At 65.0% G+C, this 25,902-nt stretch carries 22 protein-coding genes; 12 read left to right on the top strand and 10 right to left on the bottom strand.

All coding sequences use genetic code 11. The features are described 5' to 3' along the window. The first annotated feature begins 98 nt into the window (after nt 1-98). Nucleotides 99-1,973, top strand: a complete 1,875-nt coding sequence (locus B4L76_RS21675) for a DEAD/DEAH box helicase (protein ID WP_296235169.1) — start codon at nt 99-101, stop codon at nt 1,971-1,973. 56 nt (nt 1,974-2,029) lie between these two features. Here the strand turns inward: B4L76_RS21675 and B4L76_RS21670 are convergent, their stop codons facing one another. From B4L76_RS21670 to B4L76_RS21660, 3 genes are all read right to left on the bottom strand, one after another. After that, nucleotides 2,030-2,608 carry a YceI family protein gene (locus B4L76_RS21670; RefSeq protein WP_170033162.1) on the bottom strand — a complete coding sequence of 193 codons (579 nt, stop codon included), beginning with the start codon at nt 2,606-2,608 and terminating at the stop codon, nt 2,030-2,032. Between the two features lie 35 nt (nt 2,609-2,643). Continuing rightward, a complete protein-coding gene (locus tag B4L76_RS21665) occupies nt 2,644-3,195 on the bottom strand; it encodes a cytochrome b (RefSeq protein ID WP_296235168.1) in 552 nt (183 codons plus the stop codon). Between the two features lie 255 nt (nt 3,196-3,450). After that, nucleotides 3,451-5,319, bottom strand: coding sequence for a flavin monoamine oxidase family protein (locus B4L76_RS21660; RefSeq protein ID WP_296235167.1), 1,869 nt, complete (start codon nt 5,317-5,319; stop codon nt 3,451-3,453). A gap of 270 nt (nt 5,320-5,589) precedes the next feature. On the opposite strand from B4L76_RS21660, the gene B4L76_RS21655 reads away from it, so the two are divergent. Beyond that, the gene (locus B4L76_RS21655; protein ID WP_296235166.1) at nt 5,590-6,996 is read left to right on the top strand and encodes an adenosylmethionine--8-amino-7-oxononanoate transaminase; all 1,407 of its coding nucleotides are present in this window, start codon (nt 5,590-5,592) and stop codon (nt 6,994-6,996) included. 130 nt (nt 6,997-7,126) lie between these two features. Continuing rightward, on the top strand, nt 7,127-7,846 hold the full coding sequence (locus tag B4L76_RS21650) for a 16S rRNA (uracil(1498)-N(3))-methyltransferase (protein ID WP_296235165.1): 720 nt from the start codon (nt 7,127-7,129) through the stop codon (nt 7,844-7,846). Here B4L76_RS21650 and trhA read toward each other — a convergent pair whose 3' ends face one another. The 7 genes from trhA to B4L76_RS21615 all read right to left on the bottom strand — a co-directional run bounded on the left by trhA (nt 7,847) and on the right by B4L76_RS21615 (nt 17,484). Further along, entirely contained in the window at nt 7,847-8,464 is a 618-nt protein-coding gene (trhA, locus tag B4L76_RS21645) for a PAQR family membrane homeostasis protein TrhA (RefSeq protein WP_225779516.1), read from the bottom strand. A gap of 130 nt (nt 8,465-8,594) precedes the next feature. Beyond that, nucleotides 8,595-9,068: a chemotaxis protein CheW gene (locus B4L76_RS21640; protein WP_296235164.1), complete on the bottom strand. Its 474-nt coding sequence runs from the start codon at nt 9,066-9,068 to the stop codon at nt 8,595-8,597. After that, entirely contained in the window at nt 9,061-14,013 is a 4,953-nt protein-coding gene (locus tag B4L76_RS21635; RefSeq protein ID WP_296235163.1) for an Hpt domain-containing protein, read from the bottom strand. Before B4L76_RS21635 ends, B4L76_RS21640 begins: the two co-directional genes overlap by 8 nt. 9 nt (nt 14,014-14,022) lie before the next feature. Then, the gene (locus B4L76_RS21630; RefSeq protein ID WP_296235184.1) at nt 14,023-16,071 is read right to left on the bottom strand and encodes a methyl-accepting chemotaxis protein; all 2,049 of its coding nucleotides are present in this window, start codon (nt 16,069-16,071) and stop codon (nt 14,023-14,025) included. 47 nt (nt 16,072-16,118) lie between these two features. Continuing rightward, entirely contained in the window at nt 16,119-16,673 is a 555-nt protein-coding gene (locus B4L76_RS21625; protein ID WP_296235162.1) for a chemotaxis protein CheW, read from the bottom strand. Further along, nucleotides 16,670-17,035 carry a twitching motility response regulator PilH gene (gene pilH, locus B4L76_RS21620; protein WP_296235161.1) on the bottom strand — a complete coding sequence of 122 codons (366 nt, stop codon included), beginning with the start codon at nt 17,033-17,035 and terminating at the stop codon, nt 16,670-16,672. Before pilH ends, B4L76_RS21625 begins: the two co-directional genes overlap by 4 nt. A gap of 47 nt (nt 17,036-17,082) precedes the next feature. Beyond that, nucleotides 17,083-17,484, bottom strand: coding sequence for a response regulator (locus tag B4L76_RS21615; RefSeq protein WP_296235160.1), 402 nt, complete (start codon nt 17,482-17,484; stop codon nt 17,083-17,085). 231 nt (nt 17,485-17,715) lie between these two features. Between B4L76_RS21615 and gshB the strand changes: the two genes are divergently transcribed. The 9 genes from gshB (at nt 17,716) to hslU (ending at nt 25,859) form a co-directional block, all read left to right on the top strand. Continuing rightward, nucleotides 17,716-18,669 carry a glutathione synthase gene (gene gshB, locus B4L76_RS21610; protein ID WP_296235159.1) on the top strand — a complete coding sequence of 318 codons (954 nt, stop codon included), beginning with the start codon at nt 17,716-17,718 and terminating at the stop codon, nt 18,667-18,669. A gap of 91 nt (nt 18,670-18,760) precedes the next feature. After that, entirely contained in the window at nt 18,761-19,666 is a 906-nt protein-coding gene (locus B4L76_RS21605) for an energy transducer TonB (RefSeq protein ID WP_296235158.1), read from the top strand. Nucleotides 19,667-19,804: 138 nt separating this feature from the next. Continuing rightward, nucleotides 19,805-20,374: a YqgE/AlgH family protein gene (locus B4L76_RS21600; RefSeq protein WP_296235157.1), complete on the top strand. Its 570-nt coding sequence runs from the start codon at nt 19,805-19,807 to the stop codon at nt 20,372-20,374. Next, entirely contained in the window at nt 20,374-20,811 is a 438-nt protein-coding gene (ruvX, locus tag B4L76_RS21595) for a Holliday junction resolvase RuvX (protein ID WP_296235156.1), read from the top strand. The genes B4L76_RS21600 and ruvX overlap by 1 nt, the downstream gene beginning before the upstream one ends. A 49-nt stretch (nt 20,812-20,860) precedes the next feature. Next, a complete protein-coding gene (gene pyrR, locus B4L76_RS21590) occupies nt 20,861-21,379 on the top strand; it encodes a bifunctional pyr operon transcriptional regulator/uracil phosphoribosyltransferase PyrR (RefSeq protein WP_296235155.1) in 519 nt (172 codons plus the stop codon). A 13-nt stretch (nt 21,380-21,392) separates the two neighbouring features. Further along, entirely contained in the window at nt 21,393-22,397 is a 1,005-nt protein-coding gene (locus tag B4L76_RS21585) for an aspartate carbamoyltransferase catalytic subunit (protein WP_296235154.1), read from the top strand. Then, nucleotides 22,394-23,665, top strand: coding sequence for a dihydroorotase (locus B4L76_RS21580; RefSeq protein WP_296235153.1), 1,272 nt, complete (start codon nt 22,394-22,396; stop codon nt 23,663-23,665). The genes B4L76_RS21585 and B4L76_RS21580 overlap by 4 nt, the downstream gene beginning before the upstream one ends. Before the next feature lie 246 nt (nt 23,666-23,911). Beyond that, on the top strand, nt 23,912-24,442 hold the full coding sequence (gene hslV, locus B4L76_RS21575) for an ATP-dependent protease subunit HslV (RefSeq protein WP_025340909.1): 531 nt from the start codon (nt 23,912-23,914) through the stop codon (nt 24,440-24,442). Between the two features lie 73 nt (nt 24,443-24,515). Continuing rightward, entirely contained in the window at nt 24,516-25,859 is a 1,344-nt protein-coding gene (gene hslU, locus B4L76_RS21570; RefSeq protein WP_015272084.1) for an ATP-dependent protease ATPase subunit HslU, read from the top strand. Nucleotides 25,860-25,902 lie beyond the last annotated feature (43 nt).

The raw sequence follows: 25,902 nt of genomic DNA, 5'->3' as shown, positions 1-25,902 counted from the left end.
AGCCCAGCTGGACCGGACGCGATCGCATCCCACCGATGCCCGTCGCGCCAGGCAGAACATCCCACACGGGCCCAGCCCACACGAGAACAGGATTGCCCATGTCCTTTGCTTCCCTCGGTCTCTCCGAGGCTCTTGTCCGCGCTATCGAGGCTGCGGGCTACACCCAGCCGACCCCCGTGCAACAGCGGGCGATTCCCGCCGTGTTGCAAGGCCGCGACCTGATGGTCGCCGCACAGACAGGTACTGGTAAAACCGGCGGCTTCGCCCTGCCGATTCTTGAGCGCCTGTTCCCGGCCGGCCATCCCGACAAGTCGCAGCGCCACGGCCCACGCCAGCCTCGCGTGCTGGTCCTGACCCCGACCCGAGAACTGGCTGCCCAGGTGCATGACAGCTTCAAGGTCTACGCCCGTGACCTGCCGTTGGTCAGCGCCTGCATTTTCGGCGGCGTCGGCATGAACCCGCAGATCCAGGCCATCGCCAAGGGTGTCGACGTGCTGGTCGCCTGCCCGGGCCGTCTGCTCGACCTTGCCGGCCAAGGCAAGGTCGACCTGGCCCATGTGGAAATCCTGGTGCTCGACGAAGCCGACCGCATGCTTGACATGGGCTTCATCCATGACGTCAAGAAGGTCCTCGCCCGCCTGCCGGCCAAGCGCCAGAACCTGCTGTTCTCGGCCACCTTCTCCAAGGACATCACCGACCTCGCCGACAAGCTCCTGCACAACCCGGAGCGAATCGAGGTCACCCCGCCGAACACCACCGTCGAGCGTATCGAGCAGCGCATCTACCGCCTGCCCGCCAGCCACAAGCGCGCCCTGCTGGCGCACTTGATCACCCTGGGCGCCTGGGAACAGGTGCTGGTGTTCACGCGCACCAAGCACGGCGCCAACCGCCTGGCCGAATACCTGGAAAAGCACGGTCTGACCGCCGCCGCGATCCATGGCAACAAGAGCCAGAATGCCCGTACCAAAGCGCTGGCCGACTTCAAGGCCAACAGCGTGCGGGTACTGGTCGCCACCGACATCGCCGCCCGCGGCCTGGACATCGACCAACTGCCCCATGTTGTCAACTTCGAGCTGCCGAATGTCGAGGAAGACTACGTTCACCGTATCGGCCGTACTGGCCGTGCCGGGCGCTCGGGCGAGGCCATTTCCCTGGTCGCGCCGGATGAAGAGAAGCTGCTCAAGAGCATCGAACGGGTAACCAGGCAGAAGATCCCGGATGGCGACCTGATGGGCTTCGACGCCAGCCAGGTAGAAGCGGAAAAGCCGGAAGTACGCGAACGCCCGCAGAACAACGGCCGTGGCGGGCGTAACCAGCAGGCCCGTGGCGAAGGTGGCAAAGACGCCAACGGCGGCCGCAAGGACAAGGGCAAGGATAAAGGCAAGGCCAAGCATCAGGCTGCGGACAAACCAGCCGACAAAGACAAGGCTGGCGACAAGCCACAGCAGCGCAAACCGCGCGACAAGAAGCCGCGCCAGCAGCAACAAGCCAGCGCCAGCGTGCCGAAAGTGCCTGCCGACCGGGATCCGGAAGAGTTTCTGGACGACGAAATCGACAACTTCGGCAACCGTGCCGACTACGTCAGCCCGTATCAGAATGGCAAGGGCCAGGGCCGCAACCGCCGCCCGGGCGGCAATGCCAGCCAAGGCAACGGCCAGCGCAGCAACAGCGGCGGCCAGGGTCGTACAGGTGGTCAGCAGCGTAGCGGCAGCGGCGGCAGCGAGAAGCGCCCGCCCCGTGCCAACAACGGTGGCGGTGCCCGTCGTGATGGCGGCGCTGGCCGTGGCCGCCCGACCCGTGATGATGCAGCCCGGCAGGAACCGGCCGTGCGCAACCCGCGCCAGCCAGAAAAACAACCGGTGATCATTCGCAAGGAATCCAAGCTCGACCGTTACCCGACGCCCGAGCAACTGGATGACCTGCCAAGCCGCCCGCGCGGCGAGCGCCCGGCACTGCTGACCCGCAAGGGCTGACAGATGGAAATACCGAGGGGCCGCTTTGCGGCCCCTCGGTATTCAGCAGGTCTGAATCACTTCTGCTTGACACCTTCGAGACTGATATCCAGGTCCAGGGTCTGCGAAGTAGCGCCCGGCCCTTTGATACCGAAGTCGTTCAGGTTCAGCGTGGTGGTGGCGTTGAAACCGGCACGCTCGCCACCCCATGGGTCCTTGCCTTCGCCGTTGAAGGTGGCCTTGAAGGTCACCGGCTTGGTCACGCCATGCAGGGTCAGGTCACCGGTCACGTCAGCAGTCTTGTCACCCGTCGGCTTGACGCTGGTGGAGACGAACTTGGCTTGCGGGTATTTCTTCACGTCGAGGAAGTCGGCGCTGGCAATGTGCTTGTCACGCTCGGCGTGGTTCGACCACAGGCTGGCGGTTTTCAGGTCGACGTTGATCTTGCTGGCTTCAGGCTTGGCACTGTCCCAGGTGAAGTTACCGTCGAAGTCCTTGAAGGTACCGTGGATGAAGCTGTAGCCCAGGTGGCTGATCTTCCAGTCGACGAAGGCGTGCTGGCCTTCCTTGTCGATCTTGTACTCGGCCGCCATGGCCTGGCCAGCGGAGATCAGTGCGGTACCGAGCGCCAGAGCGGCAAAAGTCTTTTTCAACATCCTTAATTTCCTTCCTATGCAATTAAGGTTGAGAGTCAAGCTTTGCGGCCCAGCATGCGGGTCAGGGTCGCGTCACGGTCGATGAAATGGTGCTTGAGGGCTGCCAGGGCATGCAGCGAGGCAAAGATCACCAGGCCCCAGGCCAGCCATAGATGAATTGCGCCAGCCAGGTCTGCCTGGTCCGGCAGGTCGCTGACCAGTGCTGGCACTTCGAACAGGCCAAATACCGGAATACCGACGCCATCGGCGGTGGAAATCAGGTAACCGGCGATCATTACCGCGAACAGCCCGATGTACAGTGCCAAATGGCCCAGCTTGGCGGCAAGGCGGGTGAGTGCGCCGTGATTGGCCGGTGCCGGTGGCGGCGGGCTGATGAAACGCCAGACCACCCGCAGCAGCATCACCGCCAGCAGTACCAGGCCGATGCTCTTGTGCAGGTCCGGGCCAGCCTTGCGCCAAGGGCTGTAGTAGTCGAGGCCGACCATCCACAGGCCCAGGCCGAACAGGCCGAAGACTGCCAGAGCCACGCCCCAGTGCAGGACGACGCTGACTACGCCGTAGCGAGAAGGTGAGTTGCGCAGTTGCATGTTGACGTGTTCCCCGTGAAAGCTGTGCACAGACTAACGCGTAACGTATCGAAGAAAAGCGGAAAAAATTGCTCTGGATTATCGACAAATCCGATAGGTATTCTGAAACATTCCTATTAAGGAAACATTAACGATAGCCGGGGCGTTGCTGCTTGCCAGCGCCGGCGCTTTCGGGGGGGAAACCCGCTCCCGCAGGGGCGCCACTGTTTACCAGAACCGTGCCGGGCCTGTGATGCGTCCGGCACTGGCATGCCATCAACCAGCCTTGGCCTGGGTATTGGCCACAGCTTTCTTGGCCGGCTCGGACTTGGCTGTTGCCTTCCGGGTCTCGGCTGGCTTGTGAGCCGGCTTGTGCACCGGGGCATGCTTGGCAGGTACCGCTTGGGGCGCAGCAGGCTTGGCCACCGCTTCCTTGGCCACAGGCGTTGGTGCAACCGGGGTTGGCGCGGCTTGCGGCGCTGGCGCAGGTGCCACCTCCTCGGCCTTGGCAACCGGCTCGTCCTTCACTTCAGGCTTATCCGCCGCACCGAACAGGCGCGAGAAGAAGCCCGGCTTTTCCTGCTTGGCCTCTTCGGGCTTTTTCGGCTCGGCTTTGGCAGGGGCTTTGTCAGCTTTGTCGTCCTTGTCGCCCTTGTCGGCAGCACCGCCGAACATATTGGAGAAGAACCCGCCCTTGCTCTGCTTGGCCGCCCCGGTGCCTGCCGCTGCAGCTGCTGCCACAGGTGCCGCCTTGGCCGGATCGAACGACTTGCCCGCCAGCAGGTCCTGGACCTGGTTCGCCGCGCGCTGACCACTGCGCAGGGCACCTTCCAGGGTGCCCGGGTAGAGGGCATCGGTGTGCTCACCGGCAAAGGTGATGCGCTGCACCGGGCGCTCCCACAAGCGCCAGTACTTGCTGATCTGCCCGGGCCCATAAGCCAGGTAGGCGCCGCCGGTACCGGCGTCGGTGCTGTAGCGCTTGACCTCGTAGCCGGTGAACGAGCCGCGGGCCTGCGGATAGAACGCATGCAGGCGGATCAGCACCTGGTCGACCATCTGCTTGTCGCCGAACGCCTGCAGCAGGCGGGCATTGTCGCCCGAAAGGTTGATCACCACGTTGGCACCACCCTTGAGCGCTGGCTCGATCCACAGCATGCCCAAGCCCGCATTGCTGAAGATTTCACCCGACATGCGCGCGCGGCTTTCCCAGACCGGCTTCTTGAACTTCAGCATCAGCTGGTCGCGCCAGCCATAATTGGTGCCCTTGACCGCCGCCAGGTGCTGGCTGTCCAGGCTCGGGGTCATCTGGATCTTGGCCAGCGCGCGCAGCGGCACGGCCATCACCAGGTAATCCGCCTGGTAACCGACGCTGCCAACCTTGACCGTGACGCCGTCCTTGTCCTGGACGATGGCCGTCACCGGCGAGCTGGTCTTTATGGTCTTCAGCTGCTTGACGAAGGCCTGGGCCAGCACCGGGCTGCCCCCCGGCAGGCGTGCAGCGCGCAGGTCACGGTCGCTGACGCCACGGTAAACGCGGTTCTGCTGGGCGAAGTACAGCAGCGACAGGCGCGACGGTTCATCGTAGCGGGTACGGATCTGCTGGTTGATCAGCTGACGGGCGGTGGCCGGTAGCTGTAGCTTGTCCAGCCAGGTGGAAACGTTGATCTGGTCGAGGGCGAACAGCGTGCTGGTGGCCTGCGGGTTCAGCGGGTCGTCAATCGACCGGGCCAGGTCATCAAGGGTTTTCTCGTAGCGCTTGAGTGCCTCGGCAGTGGCCGGCTGCTTGCTGGCCAGGTCGGCGGCACTGAAATACTCGCCGTCGATCAGGTAGCCGGGGGTACGCACGAACTCAGGTGCCGGCAGTGTTTCAAGCTTGAAACGGTCAAGGTACTGGTTGAGCACCGGCTGCGCCTTGGCATTGCCGATCCACTCGCTGGTGGCCAGGCCCGAGCGCCCACCCATGCCTGGCTTGGCTTCCAGCAGCGTAACCTGCCAACCCTTGTTCTGTAGCTCATAGGCAGCCGTGAGGCCTGCCAGGCCGCCACCCACGACGATCGCCGAGGGTGTCTTGTCCTTTGCCAGCGCGGCGCCGCTGGACACACCAATCAATACCAACGCGCACAGGCGCACCCAAGCAGCAGCCATGTCGGCGAACTCCGAGTCAGGGGGTTACAGTAACGAGTAGAGGCAGGAATGCCCCGAGAGAGATGCGTTAAGAATACGTCAGGTCCGCCGGCCCTGCCAGCACAGCGACATCAAGTGCTTTTGCCAGATGACTTTTTTGCCGGTAGCGCGGTCACCGGTACGCTCGAAGGTGGCGGCCCCCACCGCCATTGAACCGCAGCGGTTGTCCTGCCCGGCGCCATTGCTTAGGCTTACGCGGTCGAACCAAGCCGCAAGCCAGGAGAAGTGCCGATGGGCCTCAATGACCAGTGGATGCAACGTGACCTCAAGGTCCTGTGGCACCCCTGTACCCAGATGAAAGACCACGAGCAGCTGCCGCTGATCCCGATCCGGCGCGGCGAAGGCGTGTGGCTGGAAGACTTCGAAGGCAAGCGTTACCTGGACGCGGTGAGCAGCTGGTGGGTCAATGTGTTCGGCCATGCCAACCCGCGTATCAACCAGCGCATCAAGGACCAGGTCGACCAGCTGGAGCACGTGATCCTGGCCGGTTTCAGCCACCAGCCGGTGATCGAGCTGTCCGAGCGCCTGGTGGCCATGACCCCGGCTGGGCTCGACCGGGTGTTCTATGCCGACAACGGTTCGTCGTGCATCGAAGTGGCACTGAAGATGAGCTTTCACTATTGGCAGAACGTCGGCAAACCAGGCAAGAAGCGCTTCGTCACCCTGACCAATAGCTACCACGGCGAAACCATCGCTGCCATGTCGGTCGGCGATGTGCCGCTGTTCACCGAAACCTACAAGGCACTGCTGCTCGATACCCTCAAGGTGCCCAGCCCCGATTGCTACCTGCGTCCCGACGGCATGAGCTGGGAAGCGCATTCACGCAACATGTTCCAGGCCATGGAGCAGACCCTGGCCGAACACCACGCCTCGATCAGTGCGGTAATCGTCGAGCCGTTGATCCAGGGCGCCGGCGGCATGCGCATGTACCACCCGGTGTACCTCAAGCTGCTGCGCGAGGCCTGCGACCGCTACGACGTGCACCTTATCCACGATGAGATCGCCGTGGGCTTCGGCCGTACCGGCACGATGTTCGCCTGCGAGCAGGCCGGCATCCGCCCGGATTTCCTGTGCCTGTCCAAGGCCCTGACCGGGGGCTATCTGCCGCTGGCCGCCTGCCTGACCACCGACAAGGTCTACCAGGCGTTCTACGACGACTACCCGACCCTGCGCGCATTCCTCCACTCGCACAGCTATACCGGCAACCCGCTTGCCTGTGCTGCGGCACTGGCGACGCTGGACATCTTCGAACAGGACAACGTGATCGAATCCAACAAGGCCCTGGCTGCGCGCATGGCCAGCGCCACCGCGCACCTGGCCGAGCATGCCCATGTCGCCGAAATCCGCCAGACCGGCATGGCCCTGGCCATCGAGATGGTCAAGGAAAAGGCTGGCAAGGTCGCCTACCCGTGGCAGGAGCGACGCGGCCTGAAGGTGTTCGAGCATGCCCTGACCCGTGGCGCCCTGCTGCGCCCGCTGGGCAGCGTGGTGTATTTCCTGCCGCCTTATGTTGTCACCCCGGAGCAGATCGACTTCCTCGCAGAAGTGGCCAGCGAAGGTATCGACATCGCCACCCGCGACAGCGTCAGCGTGGCGGTACCGGCCAACTTCCACCCCGACTTCCGCGACCCGGGCTAGCCCTACAGCCTGCCATCTAACCCTGTGGGAGCGGGTTCACCCCGCGAATGCGATAGCGGGCTCACCGCCGCATTCGCGGGTAAACCCGCTCCCACAGGGTCACATGATCCCTTTCCGTCCGAGCTAAACCATGAGACTGTCCCGCTTCTTCATCGACGCCCCCCTGAGCCTCGGCGAGCACGACCTGCCCGAAGCCCAGGCCCACTACATCGGCCGCGTGCTGCGCATGGCCCCCGGCGACGCCGTGCAGCTGTTTGACGGCAGCGGTCAGGAGTACCGTGGCCAGTTGCTCGAAGTGGGCAAGAAGACCGTACGCGTCAGCCTCGACCAGGCCCTCGCAGGCCAGGCCGATTCACCGTTGCATGTCCACCTCGGCCAGGGGCTGTCCCGCGGCGAGCGCATGGACTGGGCGATCCAGAAGGCCACCGAGCTGGGGGTAAAAGAAATCACCCCGATCGTCAGCGAACGTTGCGAAGTGCGGCTGAAGGACGAGCGCGCCGACAAGCGCCTGGCCCACTGGCGCCAGGTAGCGATCAGCGCCTGCGAGCAATGCGGCCGCTCGACCTTGCCGCTCATTCACCCACCAGTGACCCTGGACGAATGGCTGAACAGCGCCAGGGCCGACCTGAAACTGGTGCTGCACCCGGTTGCCGAGCCGCTCACCAGCCATGCCAGGCCGGCCACCCTGGCCTTCCTGATCGGCCCCGAAGGCGGCTTGAGCGAAGCAGAGGTCGACCGGGCCAACGCCGCCGGTTTCCATGCCGCGCGCCTCGGCCCACGGGTGCTGCGCACCGAAACCGCGCCCGTGGTGGCCCTGTCGGTGGCGCAGCAGTTGTGGGGCGACTTCTGACTAGCGCACATAGAACGACACCGCCACGAAGTGCATCAGGCTGCCGGCAATCACGAACAGGTGCCAGATGCCGTGCCAGTGGCGGAAGCGGCTGTCGAAAGCAAAGAAGATGATGCCGACGGTGTAGAACACACCGCCGGCGGCCAGCCAGGCGAAACCGGCGGTGCCCAGCGCATGCAGCAGCGGCTGCACCGCCACCAGCACGATCCAGCCCATCAGCGCATAGATGATGATCGACAGGATGCGCGCTTCGGAGCGCGGCTTGATCTCCTGCAGCATGCCGATTACCGCCAGTCCCCAGACGATACCGAACAGGCTCCAGCCCCACGGGCCACGCAAACTGACCAGGCAGAACGGCGTGTAGCTGCCGGCGATCAGCAAGTAGATCGACAGGTGATCGAGCTTGCGCATGATCACCTTCGCCCGTCCGCGGGTGCTGTGGTACAGCGTGGAAATGCTGTACAGCAATAGCAGGGTGCTGCCGTAGATGGAAAAGCTGACGATCTTCCACGGGTCGCCTTGCAGGCCCGCGGCCACGATCAGCCAGATGGCACCGATACAGGCCAGGACAGCACCGACCAGGTGGGTCCAGGCGTTGAAGCGTTCACCGTAGTACATGCAAACACAGACCTCCTGCGGCGGGCTGGGTTCCTGCGCCAGTGTGTTCCGTTCCTATCGTGGCCCGTCAGGCTCAGACGCGCCTACAACGACCGCATCAGCCAAACGACCCAACGCTTGGTTGCACATCCTAACCAAGGCCAGGTTGCAGATCAGCGTCACGCACCAGCCGCTCCAGCCCGACCAGGTCCGGCACCCGCGCCACCTGCTCACCCACCTGTACCGCTGCCAGCTCCAGCCGGCCCAGCGCCACGTCCACGTAGTTGAGCTGGCTGTCGAGCTTGCACGAGCGCGGGATATCCTGCAGCAACAGCGCCAGGTAGCGCAGGCCGGTATCGCCCAGGGCATTGAGCACCACCACACGCGCCCGCTCGCCGCAAGGCGTTTCGCCACCGCATGCGGCCTCGAAGCCGATCAGCGGCAGGCGTTGCTGGCGCCAGTCGATCCAGCCCAGGTGCCACGCCGGCTCGCCGCGCTGGCACAGCACGTTGCGCTGGCCGCTCAACTCGGCCACCGCGACATTGGGCAACACCAGGGTGCGGTCGCCCAGCGGCAGCAACAACCCGGTCAGGCTGCTGCGCTGGCCGGCGATCAGTTCAAGCATGGGTCTGGCTCCACTGGGCGATGCTCTGCAACAGGACCGACTCCTGGTACGGCTTGCCAAGGTATTCGTTGACGCCAATGGCCATGGCGCGGTCGCGGTGCTTCTGCCCGGTGCGCGAGGTGATCATGATGATCGGCAGGTCTTTCAGCCGCTCGTCACGGCGAATGCGCGTGGCAACCTCGAAACCGTCCATGCGCGGCATCTCGATATCCAGCAGCAGCACATCCGGGCGGTGCTCTTCCAGCAGGGCCATGGCATCGACCCCGTCCTTGGCCGTCAGCACACTCATGCCGTGGCGCTCGAGCAGGCGGCTGGTGACCTTGCGCACGGTTACCGAGTCGTCCACCACCATCACCAGCACAGCCCGCCGTGGTGCCGGCCCGAACACCTGGCGCTGGGCTGCACCGCCACCGGGCAGACGCGCCAGGCGCCGCTGCTGGCCGCGCAACTGGCCCAGCAGGTCAAGAATCAGCACCACACGGCCATCGCCCAGCAATGTCGCCCCCGACAACCCGGCAACCGCAGCAAACTGCGGCCCCAGGCTCTTCACCACGATTTCGCGGCTGGGCGACAGGGCGTCCGCCTGGATCGCGAACGATTGTTCCTGGGAATGCACCAGCAGCACCGGCAGCGGCACACTTTGCCCCAGCAAGGCCGGGCGCGGCATGCCCTGCAACAGTTCGCCCAGGTAACGCAGCTCGTATTCATGACCGGCGTATTCATACCGCGGCGTGTCCAGTTGGTAGCACGCCGCCAATTCAGCGGGCGGCACGCGGACAATGCCCTCGATGGTGTTCAGCGGAATGGCGTACTGCTCTTCGCCCAGATGCACCATCAACGCACGGTTGACCGACACGGTGAACGGCAGGCGGATCAGGAAGCGCGCGCCTTTGCCCTGAGCCGACTCGATGCTCATCGAGCCGCCCAGTTGCTTGACCTCTTCGTGCACCACGTCCATGCCCAGGCCACGCCCGGAAATCTGAGTGATCTTTTCCGCAGTGGAAAAGCCTGGGCGCAGGATGAATTGCAGGATCTCGTGATCGCTCAAATGCGCCTGCGGGTCCAGCAGGCCGCGCTTGATGGCCTTGCGTCGCACCGCTTCCAGCGGCACACCGGCGCCGTCGTCGGTCATTTCGATGACGATGTCAGCGCCTTCATGCAACAGATTCAGGTGGATGGTGCCTTGCTCCGGCTTACCGGCTGCCAAGCGCATTTCCCGGCTCTCCAGGCCGTGGTCGACGGCATTGCGCAGCATGTGCTCCAGCGGCGCCACCATACGTTCGAGCACGCTGCGGTCCAGCTCGCCTTCGGCGTTGCCGACAACCAGTTCCACCTGCTTGCCCAGCTCGCTGGCCACCTGCCGCACCACACGCTGCAAGCGCGGCACCAGGCGTTCGAAGGGCACCATCAGGGTGGCGGTGAGGCCTTCCTGCAACTGGCTGTTCACCCGCGCCTGCTGTTGCAGCAAGCTGTGGGCCTCCTGGGCACGCTGGGCCAGGGTTTCCTTGAGGTCGAGCAAGTCCGAGGCGGATTCGAACAGGGCCCGCGACAGCTGCTGCAGCTGCGAATGGCGGTCCATCTCCAGCGGATCGAAGTCGTCATAGGCATCGCCTTCGATCTGCTGCCGGCTGGAAATCCGCCCCTGGGTCTCGATGTCCAGGCGCAGCAACTGGTCGCGCATACGCTCGAGGGTGGTTTCCATCTCGTTGAGGGTGAACTGGGCATCGTTGACCTGCTGCTCGATGCGTCCGCGGATGACTGAGTGTTCACCGGCCAGGTTGCCCAACTCGTCGAGCAGCTCGGCATCGACCTTGACCATGTCGCCAGGCGCACGCTCCGGTAGCGCCGCCGGCGCCTCGCTGGCGGCAGTGCCGACCGGGCCCTGGCCCGCGGCGCTATCGGTCAGTGCCGCGCTGCTGAAGTTGCGGATGTAGTCGATCAGCGCCGTGGCTGCATGCAGCGGCTGGCCCAGGCGCACGGCATCGAGCATGTGCGCCAGGCGGTCATGGCAGTTCTGCAGCAGGGCGAACAGAGGCGCGCTCGGCGGCAGGCGGCCGGCAGCCAGCAGCTCGTAGAGGAACTCCAGCTCGTGGGCCAGGTCGCCGATTGGCGCGATCTCGACCATGCGCGCCACACCTTTGAGGGTATGCAGGTCGCGCATGAGGTTGTCCACCTCGACGCTGCTGCGCGGGTCGGCCTGCCAACGCGCCAGCGCTGCAGCGGCGCTCTCGACGATATCCGAGCTTTCTTCGAGGAAGACTTCCAGCAGTTCTTCGCCAGGGCTTTCCGGTTTTTCGACCAGCGGCTCCGCTGCAGTGGGTTGCAAAGTGTTGTGCGCCAGCCCCAGGCCCAGGCTATCGGCCAGGTCCATGTCCGGGTGCAGCGGCGTGACCGTATCGATGCCGACCAGGCCGGTGGCCCCCGGCGCGAGGGCCTGGCCCAATAGGTTGCGCAGGCTGTCGACCAGCGCCGGGCGCGGCGTGATGTCCTGCCCCGCCGCCACTTCGTCGAGCATGTCCAGCAGGGCTTCATGGGCCCGCTGGGCCTGGGCGAAGAAGCGCGCATCGGCGGGCAGGCTGCCCTCCTCCACGGCACCGTACAGGTCGAGTAGGGCCTCGCACAGATCGTCCATCTGCCATAGGTCGGCCAGGTGTGCAGCATGGCCCAGGGTAGTGAGCTGGTCGAGCAGGGTGTCTAGCGCGTCGCGCTGGCCGGGTTGCTCCTGCCAGCGAGAAAGCGACGACTCGGCATCCAGCAGAATGTCCATGGCCTGGGCCAGGAAGCTGGCGACCAGCTGTGGGTCGCGCTTGCTGCGCCGCGCATGCTGCGGGCCGTCATGCAAGCTGGCCAGCCGCCCGTCCACCGCCTGGCCAACCTGCTCGATCAGCTCGGCGGCACCGGGGATGGCCGCCAGCGGCGTGCTGTCGAGTTGGGCCAGGCCTTGTTGGAAGAGCGCACGTGCGGCTTGCAGCCATTCGATCTCGGCCATTTGCAGCGGCAACTGGTGACCCTTGTATTCACGCGCCAGGCGGTCGAAGGCCGTGGCCAGCTCGGCGACTGGCATCACCCCGGCCATGGCGGCGCTGCCCTTGAGCGTGTGCAGGGCGCGCTGGAGGTCATCGCTGACCGGCGTGTCGTGGTCGCCAGCATCGCGCAGGAAAGCATCCAGGCCGGCCAGGTGGCCCTGCGCCTCACTGCGAAAGATGCCCAGCAATTGCGGGTCGAAGCCGCTCAGGTCCGCTGCCAACGGCGCAGCGTTTTCCGCCAGCGCATGCAGGTGCCCGGCCAGTTGCTCGATTTCGCTCAGTTGCGGCAGATGGCCAGCAGCGAAGTCGGCCAGCAGGTCGGGCAGGTGGACGAACACCCGCTGCAACGCCACCACGCCCTCCGGGCTTAGCACGCTGCGGCCCTCGAGTACCCGGTTGAGCAAGTGTTCCGCGCCCCAGGCCAGCTCGGCTACCGCCTCGGCATGCACCATGCGGCCGCTGCCTTTGAGTGTATGCAGCGCGCGACGCATTTCCTTCAGCGCCTCATGTTGCTGATTGTCGGCACGCCAGCGTAGCCAGTGGCGCTCGATTTCCGGCAGCAGTTCACCGGCTTCTTCGAGAAATACCTCGCGCAACTCGTCATCGATGCCATCAGCGCTGCCATCGCGGCTTGCGCTGGTGTCATCCTGCGTGCACTGCACGCCCAGCGTCGCCAGGCTGGCGCGGGCCATGTCGATGAACGGCTGGGCATCCGCCAATGGGTCGGCCACCCGCCACTGCAGGTAGCATTCGGCTGCGCTCAGGGCCTCGGCCAAGTGTGCCAGCTCATCGGCTGGCGGCTCCACCTCCAGGTGCTGCAGCCAGCGTTGTACATAACTGGCGCAGCCTTCGAACAGCTCAGCCACGGCTGGCAGCATCAACATCGCCAGCGCCCCGCGAACCTGCTGCAACAGCCCCGGCAAAGGTTGCAGGCGTTGCCGCGGCCAACCGGACTCCAGGCAATCGCCGATCAGGTCCTTGGCCTGTTGCAGCACGTTCAGTGCCTCGTTCAACACCAGTTGGCGGATCTCAGCGAGGTCCGAACCCGGCAGGCCGCCCTGGCCGTTTTCCTCCAGCGGCCCGACCATGCCGTTAAGCGTGGCCTCGACGTACAGCAGCGCGCCCGCAACATCCATCAACACTGCGTCATCCACTGCTCGTTCGCCCTGGGCCAGCGCCTGCAGCGCCAGCACCTGGTCGATGATCACCCGGCGCGGCTGCTGGAAACCCAGTACCGCCAAAGTGTCGGCCACGTGGCGCAGGGGGGCGAGCAATGCATCCAGCTGTTCGCTGTGCTGGCGGTCACCACGCACGAACTGGTCCAGGCGTTCCTTGATGCGCATCAGGTCGTCACACAGCGCGGTCACTACCGAGCGCAGGGCATCACGTCCCGCCCCGGCCTGCATCTGTTCACGCCAGTTGCCCAGCGACAGGTCGAGGTTGGCCAGGTCGTCGGCGCCGGCGAAACGTTGGGCCGCGCCACTGATCAGGTTGGCCTGGACCAGCGCTTCCTCGCCACGGCAGGCACGTAGCTGATTGAGCAATGGCAGCATGACCAGTGGCAGGTCGTGGCGGGCACCGCGCAGGCGTTCCAGATACGAAGGCAGCTGCTCCAGGCCCCGGAACAAGGCGCCCAGGCAATCCCCCCGGGGGCTGACCTGGCCCTCGGCCAAGGCTTTGGCGAACAGTTCCAGCTCCTCGGCCAAGCGGGTGGCGCCGCGCAGTTCGAGCATGCGCAGGCAACCGTGCACCTGGTGTAGGTTGTCGACCACGAAGGCCAGCATCGACAGGTCGCCCGGTTCGCCGGCAAAGCGCTCCAGCGCCTGGCGCGCCTGGGCCAGGCAGTCGAGGATGGCGGCCTTGGTCCAGGCCAGTGCCACGGTGTCGTGGCGTTCGGGGCTTATCGCGGCTACGGCCATTGGCATTCCTCAGCGCGGCGCGTCACCAGAGCCCTTCATCGGCTCTGCAGGTGGCGGCAGGGTGAACCCGGACACCGAGCGGCGCATCTCGCTGGCCATGCGGGCCAAGTGGCGAATGCTGTCGGCAGTGGCGCTGGAGCCGGCGGAGGTTTGTGCGGTGATCTGCTGGATCACCGCCATGGTGTGGGAAATCTGCCCGGCCGACGAGGTCTGCAGCTGGGCGGCGTCGGAAATGCTGTGGATAAGGTCGGCGAGGTTTTGCGATACCCCTTCGATCTCGGCCAGGGCAACGCCCGCGTCCTGGGCCAGGCGCGCACCGCGTACCACTTCGGCGGTAGTCTGCTCCATGGAGATCACCGCCTCGTTGGTGTCGGCCTGGATGGTGCGCACCAAGGCCTCGATCTGCCGGGTGGCCGACGATGAGCGCTCGGCCAAGCGCTGTACTTCATCGGCGACCACGGCAAAACCCCGGCCGGCTTCACCGGCCAGCGAGGCCTGGATCGCAGCGTTCAAGGCAAGAATGTTGGTCTGGTCGGCAATGTCGTCGATCAGGCTGACGATATCGCCGATTTCCTGGGAGGACTCGCCCAGGCGCTTGATCCGCTTGGCGGTGTCCTGAATCTGCTCGCGAATGTTGTCCATGCCGTTGATGGTGTTATGGACCACCTCGTTGCCCTTGTTGGCAATCGCCACCGAACGCTCAGCCACCTTGGCCGACTCGTAGGCGTGGGCCGAAACCCGGTCGATCGACTCGACCATGTCACCGACCGCCTCGGAGGCTTCACTGATCTGTTCGGCCTGGTGTTCGGAGGCCTTGGCCAGCTGGCGAGCGGTGTTCTGCGTGTCCTGCACGGCAGCAGCGACCTGCATGGCACTGTGGTTGATGGTGGCGACCAGATCGCGCAACTGGTCCACTGAATAGTTGATCGAATCGGCAATGGCGCCGGTAAAGTCTTCGGTCACCGACACGGTCACCGTCAGGTCGCCGTCGGCCAGTTCTTCGATTTCATCGAGCAGACGCATGATCGCCTGCTGGTTGCGTTCGTTCTTTTCAGCCGTCTCGCGCAGCTGGCGGTTGGTGGTACGCACCATGACCAGGCCGATGAGGATGATCGAGGCCAGCGCCAGCAGGCCGAGGATGTAGCCGCCAACGGTGTCGAGGGTACGCCCGCCGGCCAGGTTCTCGAAGCCGTTGGCCAGGTGCGAGGCCTCGTCGAGCAGGGTTTGCGACAGGCTGAAGAGGTTGCCCGCGGCTTCGCGTACGCGGAACAGCTCGGGCGAGGTCTCGAGGATCTCGTCGACGGAGCCGGCGACGAACTGGAACAGTTCGGCGATTTCGGCCAGGCGCGCCCGGGCGTCGGCATCCTCGACGCGGGTCACCTGGATCGCCGCATTGCCGTTGAGCATGCCCTCCAGCACCTGGCCGAAGCGCCCGGCATCGCGGCCAAAGGCGTCGGCCGCCTGGGCGGCCGTGTCGTCGCCGGCCAATACAGTGTTGACCGAGCCGAGAATGCGTTCGGCCAGCAACAACTGGCGCTGGGCCACCGCCACCTGGCTGGCCGGGGCTCCGCTCTGCAGCAGGATCTCGACCACCTTTTCGTATTCCACCTGCAACTGCGGCACGGTCTCGGCCAGGGTCGCCGCCACCTGGTGCAGCGACAGCACGGTCTGTTCGCTGGCCAGGATGGTGTCGGTGTTCCTGCGCAGGTTCTCCCAGTCACGGCGTACCGCTTCCATCTCGTCACGCACCGCTGGCGGCGCCGGTGGCAGGCCGGTGGACTTGTCACCTTCGCGCAGGTAACCCCAGCGCCGTTCGAAATCGTTGCGCGAATCCGATAACAGCTTGAACGCCAGCGCCTTGCCCGTGGCGGCCTCGGTCGCGTTCTTGGCGATACGTTGCGACAGCACCCGCAGTTCGCCGGCATGGCCGATGTACTGCTTGTCGTAGTTGGACTGGGTATTGAGGTAGGCAAAGTTGGCGAACAGCAGGATGATCGACAGGATCAGGATCAGGAACAGTATGGTGATCTGCGCGATGCTGCGGGTACGTGGGGTCACGGTAGTAGCGGTGACAGGTGGGGCAGGCTTGTTCACGTTCGCAGGTCCTATAACGCCACATCGAGAAAGCCCGGCGCCTGGGCCAGGGCGAAGGGGCTGAAGATTGCCCAGTTGCGTTCACGCGGGAAGTGCCCCTGCACGAAGGGTGCAGCGGCGCGAATCAGCGGCTGCGGCGGCGCCAGCTGCAGGCTGTCCAGGGCAAAGTGCTGCAGGCCCAGCACCTCATCCACCAGCAGGCCGACGAACAGGTCCTCGTGGTCCAGCACCAGCACCCGCCGCTGCTTGCCCGGGGCGGCCTGGCCCAGGCCAAAGAAGCTGCTCAGGTCCATCACCGGCAGCAGCCGGCCACGCAGGTTGGCCACCCCGCAGACCCAGGGCTGCACACCGGGAACGCGGCTGCTGCGCGGTTCGCGCAGCACCTCGGCGACCTCGCCCATGGGCGCCACGAACCACTGCCCGGCAATGCGGAAGCCGATGCCGCTCCACTGTTGCAGGCGGCTGTCCTGCGGCGGCTGGTCGGCGACCAGCAGGCGACAGCGCCGGTCGATGTCCAGCAACAATTCGAAGGCGGTCAGCGACGCGCCCTGCGGGCGGGTGGTCAAGCCCCCAGCACCTCTTTGAGCTTGGCGATCAAGGCGTCTTCTTCCACCGGTTTGGTCAGGAAGTCACGGGCGCCCTGGCGCGTGGCCCAGACCCGGTCGGTTTCCTGGTCCTTGGTGGTAACCACGATCACCGGAATGGCGCTGGTTTCCGGGTCCTTGCTGAGCTGCCGGGTAGCCTGGAAGCCGTTCATGCCGGGCATGACGATGTCCATCAGCACCGCGTCTGGCTTGTCCTGCCGGGCCAGGGCCACGCCATCGGCACCGTTGCTGGCCTTGAGCACCTGGAAGCCGTGCTTTTCCAGCCATCCGGTCAATCGGTACATCTCTGTCGGCGAGTCGTCGACAATCAGAACTCGGGCCATGCTGTTTCCCCATCAGGAAAGAAAGACCGTGCCATGGCGAGGCGCGGTCAGGGTGCGTGTTGTTGGGTTGCGGCAAAACCGGGCACGTGGGCACGGATCGCATCGAGCAGCTCTTCCTTGCTGAACGGTTTGGTCAGGAACTGGTCGGACCCGACCACCCGCCCGCGGGCCTTGTCGAACAGGCCATCGCGTGATGACAGCAGAATGACCGGGGTGTCCTTGAAGGCACTGTTGTGCTTGATCACGGCACAGGTCTGGTAGCCGTCCAGGCGCGGCATCAGCACATCGACGAAGATGATGCTCGGCTTGTGGTCGACGATCTTGGCCAGGGCATCGAAGCCATCGCTGGCGGTAATCACCTCGCAGCCCGCTTCACCGAGCAACATCTGCGCGGTGCGGCGGATCGTGCGCGAATCGTCGATCACCATCACCTTCAGGGGTTGTTCCATCTGTTGGGCTACCGTCGCTGATAATGCCGAAATCGTAGGGCCGCTGCGTCGCGATCGGGCTGCGCAGCAGCCGCAAAGGCCTGTTGTACAGCGCTATGAGTGGCATTTTTAGCACACTCCGGGTGCCCGTTCCATCTGCCGCGCCCCTTGACCAGCGGCGTTCACGGCGCCACCCTGAGCCACTTTACTTTCGATCCACCGCGGCCGCACGCCGCCAAGAGGAACCACCCCATGAGCGTTCGCCTCGGCATTGTCATGGACCCCATCGCGTCCATCTCCTACAAGAAGGACAGCTCGCTGGCCATGCTGCTGGCCGCCCAGGCGCGCGGCTGGAGCCTGTTCTACATGGAACAGCGCGACCTGTACCTGGGTGCCGGCCAGGCCCGCGGACAGATGCGCCCGCTGAAAGTGTTCGCCGACCCGGCACGCTGGTTCGAGCTGGGCGAGGAGCAGGACAGTGCGTTGGCCGAACTGGACGTGATCCTCATGCGCAAGGATCCGCCCTTCGACATGGAGTTCGTCTACAGCACCTACCTGCTGGAGCAGGCCGAACGCGAAGGCGTGCTGGTGGTCAACCGCCCGCAGAGCCTGCGCGACTGCAACGAAAAACTGTTCGCCACGCAGTTCCCGCAGTGCATGGCACCGACCCTGGTCAGCCGCCGCGTGGATATTCTGCGCGAGTTCGCCGACAGCCGTGGTGACGTGATCCTCAAGCCGCTGGACGGCATGGGCGGCGCCTCGGTGTTCCGCCACCGCAAGGACGACCCCAACCTGTCGGTCATCCTCGAAACGCTGACCCAGCATGGCAACCAGCAGATCATGGCCCAGGAATACCTGCCGCAGATCAAGGACGGCGACAAGCGCATCCTGATGATTGACGGCGAGCCGGTCGACTACTGCCTGGCGCGAATCCCGGCCAGCGGCGAGACCCGTGGCAACCTGGCCGCCGGCGGCCGTGGCGAGGCGCGCCCACTGACCGAACGTGACCGCTGGATCGCCGCCCAGGTCGGCCCGGCCCTGCGCGAGAAGGGCCTGCTGTTCGTCGGCCTCGACGTGATCGGCGACTACCTCACCGAAATCAACGTCACCAGCCCCACCTGCATTCGCGAGATCGACGCAGCCTACAACACCGATATTGGCGGCCAGCTGATGGATGCCATTGATCGCAAGCTCAAGGCGCGCTGACCGCCGACGCGGAGCAAATACGCGGAGTGGGGTATGATGCCGGTCCTTTTCGACTGAGCTGCTGCCCCGCCCTGCGGTTGCTGGATACCTGATGACGCTGCCTGCCGACATCCCCGCCGACTTGCTGCCACCGCGCGTTCGCCCGGTGGACAGGCTTGGCTTTACCCTGTTCCTGGCTGCCCTGGTGCATCTGGCACTGATCCTTGGCGTGGGTTTCACCGTGGTCAAGCCGGCGGAAATCCGCCAGACCATGGACATCACCCTGGCCACTTTCAAGAGCGAAAAGCAGCCGGAAAAGGCCGATTTCCAGGCTCAGGACAACCAGCAGGGTAGCGGCACCCTGGACAAGAAAGCAGTACCCACCACCACCGAGGTGGCGCCGTTCCAGGACAGCAAGATCAACAAGGTCACCCCGCCGCCTGCGGCCAGGCCCGAAGTGAAGCCACCGCCCGCGCCGGAAAAATCCGCCGTGGCGACCAAGGCGCCGAAAGCCCAGAAGGTCGAGCCCAAGCCCAAGGAAAGCAAGCCGCAACCCAAACCTGCGGCCGCCACCCCGGAGTTCGACAGTTCGCAGCTATCGAGCCAGATCGCCAGCCTCGAAGCCGAACTGTCGAATGAACAGCAGATGTACGCCAAGCGCCCCCGCATCCACCGCCTGAATGCGGCATCGACCATGCGTGACAAAGGTGCCTGGTACAAGGAAGAGTGGCGCAAGAAGGTCGAACGGGTAGGCAACCTCAATTACCCCGAGGAGGCGCGTCGGCAGCAGATCTACGGCAACCTGCGGATGATGGTGTCGATCAACCGCGATGGCTCGTTGTACGAGGTGCTGGTGCTGGAATCGTCCGGGCAGCCGGTGCTCGACCAGGCGGCGCAGCGCATCGTGCGGCTGGCGGCGCCGTTTGCGCCGTTTACCGGGGACCTGGCCGAATTTGACCGGCTGGAGATCATCCGCACCTGGCGCTTTGCCCGTGGCGACCGTTTGTCCAGTAATTGAGATTAGCCCTGGGTGAAGGGCTTTCGATATGTGGCGGCGCTCGATCTCACAGGCGCTAGAATCCTGAAGAAAGCCACCAAACAGATGACACAAATCCCCACCTTGTCAGCCCCGCCACCTGGCGCCACACTATCCCCCATGAAAACCCTCACGCCGAGCTACCTCAAGCATCAGTTCCTGATCGCCATGCCGCACATGGCCGATCCGAACTTCGCCCAGACCCTCACCTACATCGTCGAGCACAATGCCCATGGTGCCATGGGCCTGGTGGTGAACCGGCCACAGGAACTCAACCTGGCCGACATCCTCGAACAGTTGCGCCCGGACGAAGCACCACCAGCCAGCACCCTGCAGGTGCCGATCTACCAGGGTGGCCCGGTGCAGACCGACCGTGGCTTCGTGCTGCATAGCAGCGAATGCAGCTACCAGGCCACCGTAGAACTGCAGGGCCTGTCACTGTCCACTTCGCAGGACGTGCTGTTCGCCATCGCCGAAGGTGTGGGGCCGCAGAAGAGCCTGATCACCCTGGGCTATGCCGGTTGGGAAGCGGGCCAGCTGGAAGCCGAGCTTGCCGACAATGCCTGGCTCAACTGCCCGTTCGACCCGGAAATCATCTTCGGCCTGGACAGCGACCTGCGCCTGGAAGCCGCAGCCGCCAGCCTGGGCATCAACCTGAACCTGCTCACCAGCCAGGCGGGCCACGCCTGATGGCCGAATTGCAGACCGAACCCCGCCTGCTGCTGGGCTTCGACTACGGCAGCAAACAGATCGGCGTGGCAGTAGGCCAGGTGGTTACCGGCCAGGCCCGCGAGCTGTGCACCTTGAAAGCGCAGAACGGTGTGCCGGACTGGGCTCAGGTCGAGAAGCTGATTGCCGAATGGAAGCCTGACGCCATCATCGTCGGCCTGCCGCTGAACATGGATGGCACCCCCAGCGAAATGAGCGCCCGCGCCGAAAAGTTCGCTCGCCGCCTGAACGGCCGTTTCAACCTGCCGGTACACACCCACGACGAGCGCCTGACCACCTTCGAGGCCAAAGGCGAGCGCATGGCGCGTGGCGGCCAGCGCGGCAGCTACCGTGACAACCCGGTCGATGCCATTGCCGCCGCCTTGTTGCTGCAAGGCTGGCTGGAGGCCAACACCTGATCATCTTTGCCGCCGGCCCCGCCCGGCGCACCCTTCCGAGGAGCCCGCAATGAGCCTACCCAATCCCGCCGAGCTGATCCGGCAGATGGCTGTCGACCTTCGCGCCCACCTGGCCCGCCGGGCAATTACCGAACCGCGCTATATCGGTATCCGCACTGGCGGCGTCTGGGTCGCCCAGGCCCTGCAGGAAGCCATGGGCGACACCAGCCCCCTGGGCACCCTGGACGTATCGTTCTACCGCGACGACTTCAGCCAGAACGGCCTGCACCCGCAGGTGCGCCCATCCGAGCTGCCGTTCGAAGTCGAGGGCCAGCACCTGATACTGGTGGATGACGTGCTGATGAGCGGCCGCACGGTCCGTGCCGCACTCAATGAACTGTTCGATTACGGCCGCCCGGCCAGCGTCACCCTGGTCTGCCTGCTGGACCTGGATGCCGGCGAACTGCCAATCCGCCCGAATGTGCTTGGCGCCACCCTGTCGCTGGCCGCCCATGAACGGGTAAAATTGACCGGACCCGCACCGCTCGCCCTCGAGCGCCAGGACCTCGCCAACGCTTCCGCCCTTTAAGAGTCCCCCCGCGATGACGCCAATCGACGCCAAGCGCCCGCTGCAGCTCAATGACCAGGGCCAGCTGCGCCACTTCCTCTCGCTCGACGGTTTGCCCCGCGAACTGCTCACCGAGATCCTCGACACCGCCGACTCCTTCCTGGAAGTTGGTGCCCGGGCCGTCAAGAAAGTCCCGTTGCTGCGCGGCAAGACCGTATGCAACGTGTTCTTTGAAAACTCGACCCGTACCCGAACCACCTTCGAACTGGCAGCCCAGCGCCTGTCGGCCGACGTGATCAGCCTGAACGTGTCGACTTCCTCGACCAGCAAGGGCGAGACCCTGTTCGACACCCTGCGCAACCTCGAAGCCATGGCCGCCGACATGTTCGTGGTACGCCACTCCGACTCCGGCGCCGCGCACTTCATCGCCGAGCACGTGTGCCCTGAGGTTGCGGTGATCAACGGCGGTGATGGCCGCCATGCGCACCCGACCCAGGGCATGCTCGACATGCTCACCATTCGTCGCCACAAGGGCAGCTTCGAGAACCTGTCGGTGGCCATCGTCGGTGACATCCTGCACTCGCGCGTAGCCCGCTCCGACATGCTCGCGCTGAAAGCGCTGGGCTGCCAGGACATTCGCGTGGTAGGCCCGAAAACCCTGATTCCGGTCGGTATCGAGCAGTACGGGGTGAAGGTCTACACCGACCTCGCCGAAGGTCTGAAAGACGTCGACGTGGTGATCATGCTGCGCCTGCAGCGTGAGCGCATGGCCGGTGGCCTGCTACCCAGCGAAGGCGAGTTCTACCGCCTGTTCGGCCTGACCACCGCGCGCCTGGCCGGTGCCAAGCCCGACGCCATCGTCATGCACCCCGGCCCGATCAACCGCGGCGTGGAGATCGAGTCGGCGGTGGCCGACGGCAAGCATTCGGTGATCCTCAACCAGGTCACCTACGGTATCGCCGTGCGCATGGCCGTGCTGTCCATGGCCATGAGCGGGCAGAACGCGCAACGTCAATTCGACCAGGAGAACGCCCAGTGACCGTCAGTATTCTTGGCGCCCGGGTCATCGACCCGAACAGTGGCCTCGACCAGGTCACCGACCTGCACCTCGACGGCGGCCGCATTGCCGCCATCGGCGCCGCCCCGGCCGGGTTCAGCGCCAGCCGCACGATCCACGCCGCCGGCCTGGTCGCCGCACCAGGCCTGGTGGATCTCGGCGTGTCGCTGCGCGAGCCGGGCTACAGCCGCAAGGGCAACATCGCCAGTGAAACCCGCGCCGCCGTGGCCGGCGGCGTGACCAGCCTGTGCTGCCCGCCGCAGACCAGGCCGGTGCTGGACACCTCGGCGGTGGCCGAGCTCATCCTTGACCGTGCCCGCGAGGCCGCCAACAGCAAGGTCTACCCGATCGGTGCGCTGACCAAGGGCCTGGAAGGCGAGCAGCTGGCGGAGTTGGTGGCCCTGCGCGATACCGGCTGCGTGGCTTTCGGCAACGGCCTGAAGGAAATCCCCAACAACCGTACCCTGGCGCGCGCCCTGGAATACGCCGCCACCTTCGACCTGACCGTGGTGTTCCACTCCCAGGATCGCGACCTGGCCCAGGGTGGCCTGGCCCACGAAGGCCCCATGGCCAGCTTCCTCGGCTTGCCGGGCATCCCGGAAACCGCCGAGACTGTGGCGCTGGCGCGCAACCTGCTGCTGGTGGAACAGACGGGCGTACGTGCGCACTTCACCCAGATCACCAGTGCCCGCGGCGCACGGCTGATCGCCCAGGCCCAGGCTTTGGGCCTGCCGGTCACTGCCGACGTCGCGCTGTATCAGCTGATCCTCACCGACGAATCGCTGCGTGAATTCTCCAGCCTGTACCACGTGCAGCCGCCGTTGCGCACCGCCGCCGACCGTGACGGCCTGCGCGAGGCAGTGAAGGCGGGGGTGATCCAGGCGATTTCCAGCCATCACCAGCCGCACGAGCGTGACGCCAAGCTGGCCCCGTTCGGTGCCACCGAGCCGGGCATCAGTAGCGTCGAGCTGCTGCTGCCGCTGGCCATGACCTTGGTACAGGACGGCCTGCTCGACCTGCCAACCCTGCTTGCCCGCCTGAGCAGCGGCCCGGCGGCAGCCCTGCGCCTGCCGGCCGGTGAGCTGAAGGCGGGCGGCGCCGCCGACCTGGTGCTGTTCGACCCGCAAGCCTCGACCGTGGCTGGTGAGCAGTGGTTCTCACGTGGCGAGAACTGCCCGTTCATCGGCCACTGCCTGCCGAGTGCAGTGCGTTATACCTTGGTCGACGGGCACGTTTGCCACGAGGCCTGACAAAACGCACACCGGCTTTGTGCAGAAGCGGCCTCGTGTCGCGATTCGGCCCCAGGATTTCTGCATCGTGCATGAATTGCTGGGGCCGCTGCGCGACCCTTTCCCGACACAAGGCCGCTGCTACATCGACCGCGTCAGGCTTGCAGAGCGAGCCGACCATTCATCCCCTGCGGTTGAAATCCTTCCCCCCATCCCCATATGAGTCTGCATCAGGCACTTTCGCCCCGCTGCGTGGAGACTCTCCCCTTGACCACCATCGTTTCTGTCCGCCGTAACGGCAAAGTCGTCATGGGCGGCGACGGCCAGGTATCCCTCGGCAACACCGTGATGAAAGGCAACGCCAAGAAAGTGCGCCGCCTGTACCACGGCCAGGTCATCGCGGGCTTCGCCGGCGCGACCGCCGATGCTTTCACCCTTTTCGAGCGCTTCGAAGGCCAGCTGGAAAAACACCAGGGGCACCTCGTCCGTGCTGCCGTCGAACTGGCCAAGGAATGGCGTACAGACCGTTCCCTGAGCCGCCTGGAAGCCATGCTGGCGGTAGCCAACAAGGATGCTTCGCTGATCATCACCGGCAACGGCGACGTGGTCGAACCGGAAGACGGCCTGATCGCCATGGGTTCCGGCGGTGCGTACGCCCAGGCCGCTGCACGCGCCCTGCTGAACAAGACCGACCTTTCCGCCCGGGAAATCGCCGAGACCGCCCTGAACATCGCTGGCGACATCTGCGTATTCACCAACCACAACCTGACCATCGAGGAGCAGGACCTGGCCGAGTAATCAGTTGTTCTGGCGTCCCGCTGCGAGCGGGATTTTTCCACGCTGATTCATCCGCCCAAGGGCCCTATTGATCATGTCCATGACCCCCCGCGAGATCGTCCACGAACTCAACCGCCACATCATCGGCCAGGACGACGCCAAGCGCGCCGTGGCCATTGCCCTGCGCAACCGCTGGCGGCGCATGCAGCTCCCCGCCGAACTGCGTGCCGAGGTAACACCCAAGAACATCCTGATGATCGGCCCTACCGGCGTTGGCAAGACCGAAATTGCCCGCCGTCTGGCCAAGCTGGCAAACGCGCCGTTCCTCAAGGTCGAAGCCACCAAGTTCACCGAAGTAGGCTACGTCGGCCGCGACGTCGAGTCGATCATCCGCGACCTTGCCGATGCCGCGCTGAAAATGCTCCGTGAGCAGGAAATCATCCGCGTGCGTCACCGCGCCGAAGACGCCGCCGAGGACCGCATTCTCGACGCCCTGTTGCCGCAGGCGCGGGTCAGCAGCTTCGCCGAGGAAGCCGCGCAGACCAGCACCGATTCCAACACCCGCCAGCTGTTCCGCAAGCGCCTGCGCGAAGGCCAGCTGGACGACAAGGAAATCGAGATCGAAGTGGCCGATGCCGTGGGCGTCGAAATTGCCGCACCACCCGGCATGGAAGAAATGACCAACCAGTTGCAGAGCCTGTTCGCCAACATGGGCAAAGGCAAGCGCAAGGCACGCAAGCTGAAGGTCAAGGAGGCGCTGAAGATGGTTCGCGATGAAGAAGCGAGCCGTCTGGTCAACGAGGAAGAACTCAAGGCCAAGGCCCTGGAAGCGGTCGAGCAGCACGGCATCGTGTTCATCGACGAAATCGACAAGGTTGCCAAGCGTGGCAACGTTGGCGGCGCCGACGTGTCCCGCGAAGGCGTGCAGCGCGACCTGCTGCCACTGATCGAAGGCTGCACCGTCAACACCAAGCTGGGCATGGTCAAGACTGACCATATCCTGTTCATTGCCTCGGGTGCGTTCCACCTGAGCAAGCCGAGCGACCTGGTGCCCGAGCTGCAAGGGCGCCTGCCGATCCGCGTGGAACTCAAGGCCCTGACCCCGGAAGACTTCGAGCGCATCCTGCAGGAACCGCACGCGTCGTTGACCGAACAGTACCAGGCCCTGCTCAAGACCGAAGGGCTGAACATCGAGTTCCTGGCGGACGGCATCAAGCGCCTGGCCGAGATCGCCTACCAGGTCAACGAGAAGACCGAGAACATCGGCGCCCGCCGCCTGCACACCCTGCTCGAGCGCTTGCTCGAAGAGGTGTCGTTCAGTGCCGGCGACCTGGCCAGCACCCATGACGAAGCGCCGATCCAGATCGACGCAGCGTATGTGAACAGCCACCTGGGTGAGCTGGCGCAGAACGAAGACCTGTCGCGTTACATCCTGTAAGACCGCAGGGGGCCGCTCTGCGGCCCATCGCGGCACAAGGCCG

Origin of the sequence: Pseudomonas sp. UBA4617, assembly GCF_002386445.1 — a bacterium.
Lineage (GTDB): Bacteria > Pseudomonadota > Gammaproteobacteria > Pseudomonadales > Pseudomonadaceae > Aquipseudomonas.
This window is presented reverse-complemented; position numbering and strand designations above follow the sequence as displayed.

What these genes read in the sequence shown, in the direction of transcription:
- B4L76_RS21675 (WP_296235169.1), top strand. Translation starts at nt 99, where the DNA reads ATGTCCTTTGCTTCCCTCGGTCTCTCCGAGGCTCTTGTCCGCGCTATC.
- B4L76_RS21670 (WP_170033162.1), bottom strand. Translation starts at nt 2,608, where the DNA reads ATGTTGAAAAAGACTTTTGCCGCTCTGGCGCTCGGTACCGCACTGATC.
- B4L76_RS21665 (WP_296235168.1), bottom strand. Translation starts at nt 3,195, where the DNA reads ATGCAACTGCGCAACTCACCTTCTCGCTACGGCGTAGTCAGCGTCGTC.
- B4L76_RS21660 (WP_296235167.1), bottom strand. Translation starts at nt 5,319, where the DNA reads ATGGCTGCTGCTTGGGTGCGCCTGTGCGCGTTGGTATTGATTGGTGTG.
- B4L76_RS21655 (WP_296235166.1), top strand. Translation starts at nt 5,590, where the DNA reads ATGGGCCTCAATGACCAGTGGATGCAACGTGACCTCAAGGTCCTGTGG.
- B4L76_RS21650 (WP_296235165.1), top strand. Translation starts at nt 7,127, where the DNA reads ATGAGACTGTCCCGCTTCTTCATCGACGCCCCCCTGAGCCTCGGCGAG.
- trhA (WP_225779516.1), bottom strand. Translation starts at nt 8,464, where the DNA reads ATGTACTACGGTGAACGCTTCAACGCCTGGACCCACCTGGTCGGTGCT.
- B4L76_RS21640 (WP_296235164.1), bottom strand. Translation starts at nt 9,068, where the DNA reads ATGCTTGAACTGATCGCCGGCCAGCGCAGCAGCCTGACCGGGTTGTTG.
- B4L76_RS21635 (WP_296235163.1), bottom strand. Translation starts at nt 14,013, where the DNA reads ATGGCCGTAGCCGCGATAAGCCCCGAACGCCACGACACCGTGGCACTG.
- pilH (WP_296235161.1), bottom strand. Translation starts at nt 17,035, where the DNA reads ATGGCCCGAGTTCTGATTGTCGACGACTCGCCGACAGAGATGTACCGA.
- B4L76_RS21615 (WP_296235160.1), bottom strand. Translation starts at nt 17,484, where the DNA reads ATGGAACAACCCCTGAAGGTGATGGTGATCGACGATTCGCGCACGATC.
- gshB (WP_296235159.1), top strand. Translation starts at nt 17,716, where the DNA reads ATGAGCGTTCGCCTCGGCATTGTCATGGACCCCATCGCGTCCATCTCC.
- B4L76_RS21605 (WP_296235158.1), top strand. Translation starts at nt 18,761, where the DNA reads ATGACGCTGCCTGCCGACATCCCCGCCGACTTGCTGCCACCGCGCGTT.
- B4L76_RS21600 (WP_296235157.1), top strand. Translation starts at nt 19,805, where the DNA reads ATGAAAACCCTCACGCCGAGCTACCTCAAGCATCAGTTCCTGATCGCC.
- ruvX (WP_296235156.1), top strand. Translation starts at nt 20,374, where the DNA reads ATGGCCGAATTGCAGACCGAACCCCGCCTGCTGCTGGGCTTCGACTAC.
- pyrR (WP_296235155.1), top strand. Translation starts at nt 20,861, where the DNA reads ATGAGCCTACCCAATCCCGCCGAGCTGATCCGGCAGATGGCTGTCGAC.
- B4L76_RS21585 (WP_296235154.1), top strand. Translation starts at nt 21,393, where the DNA reads ATGACGCCAATCGACGCCAAGCGCCCGCTGCAGCTCAATGACCAGGGC.
- hslU (WP_015272084.1), top strand. Translation starts at nt 24,516, where the DNA reads ATGTCCATGACCCCCCGCGAGATCGTCCACGAACTCAACCGCCACATC.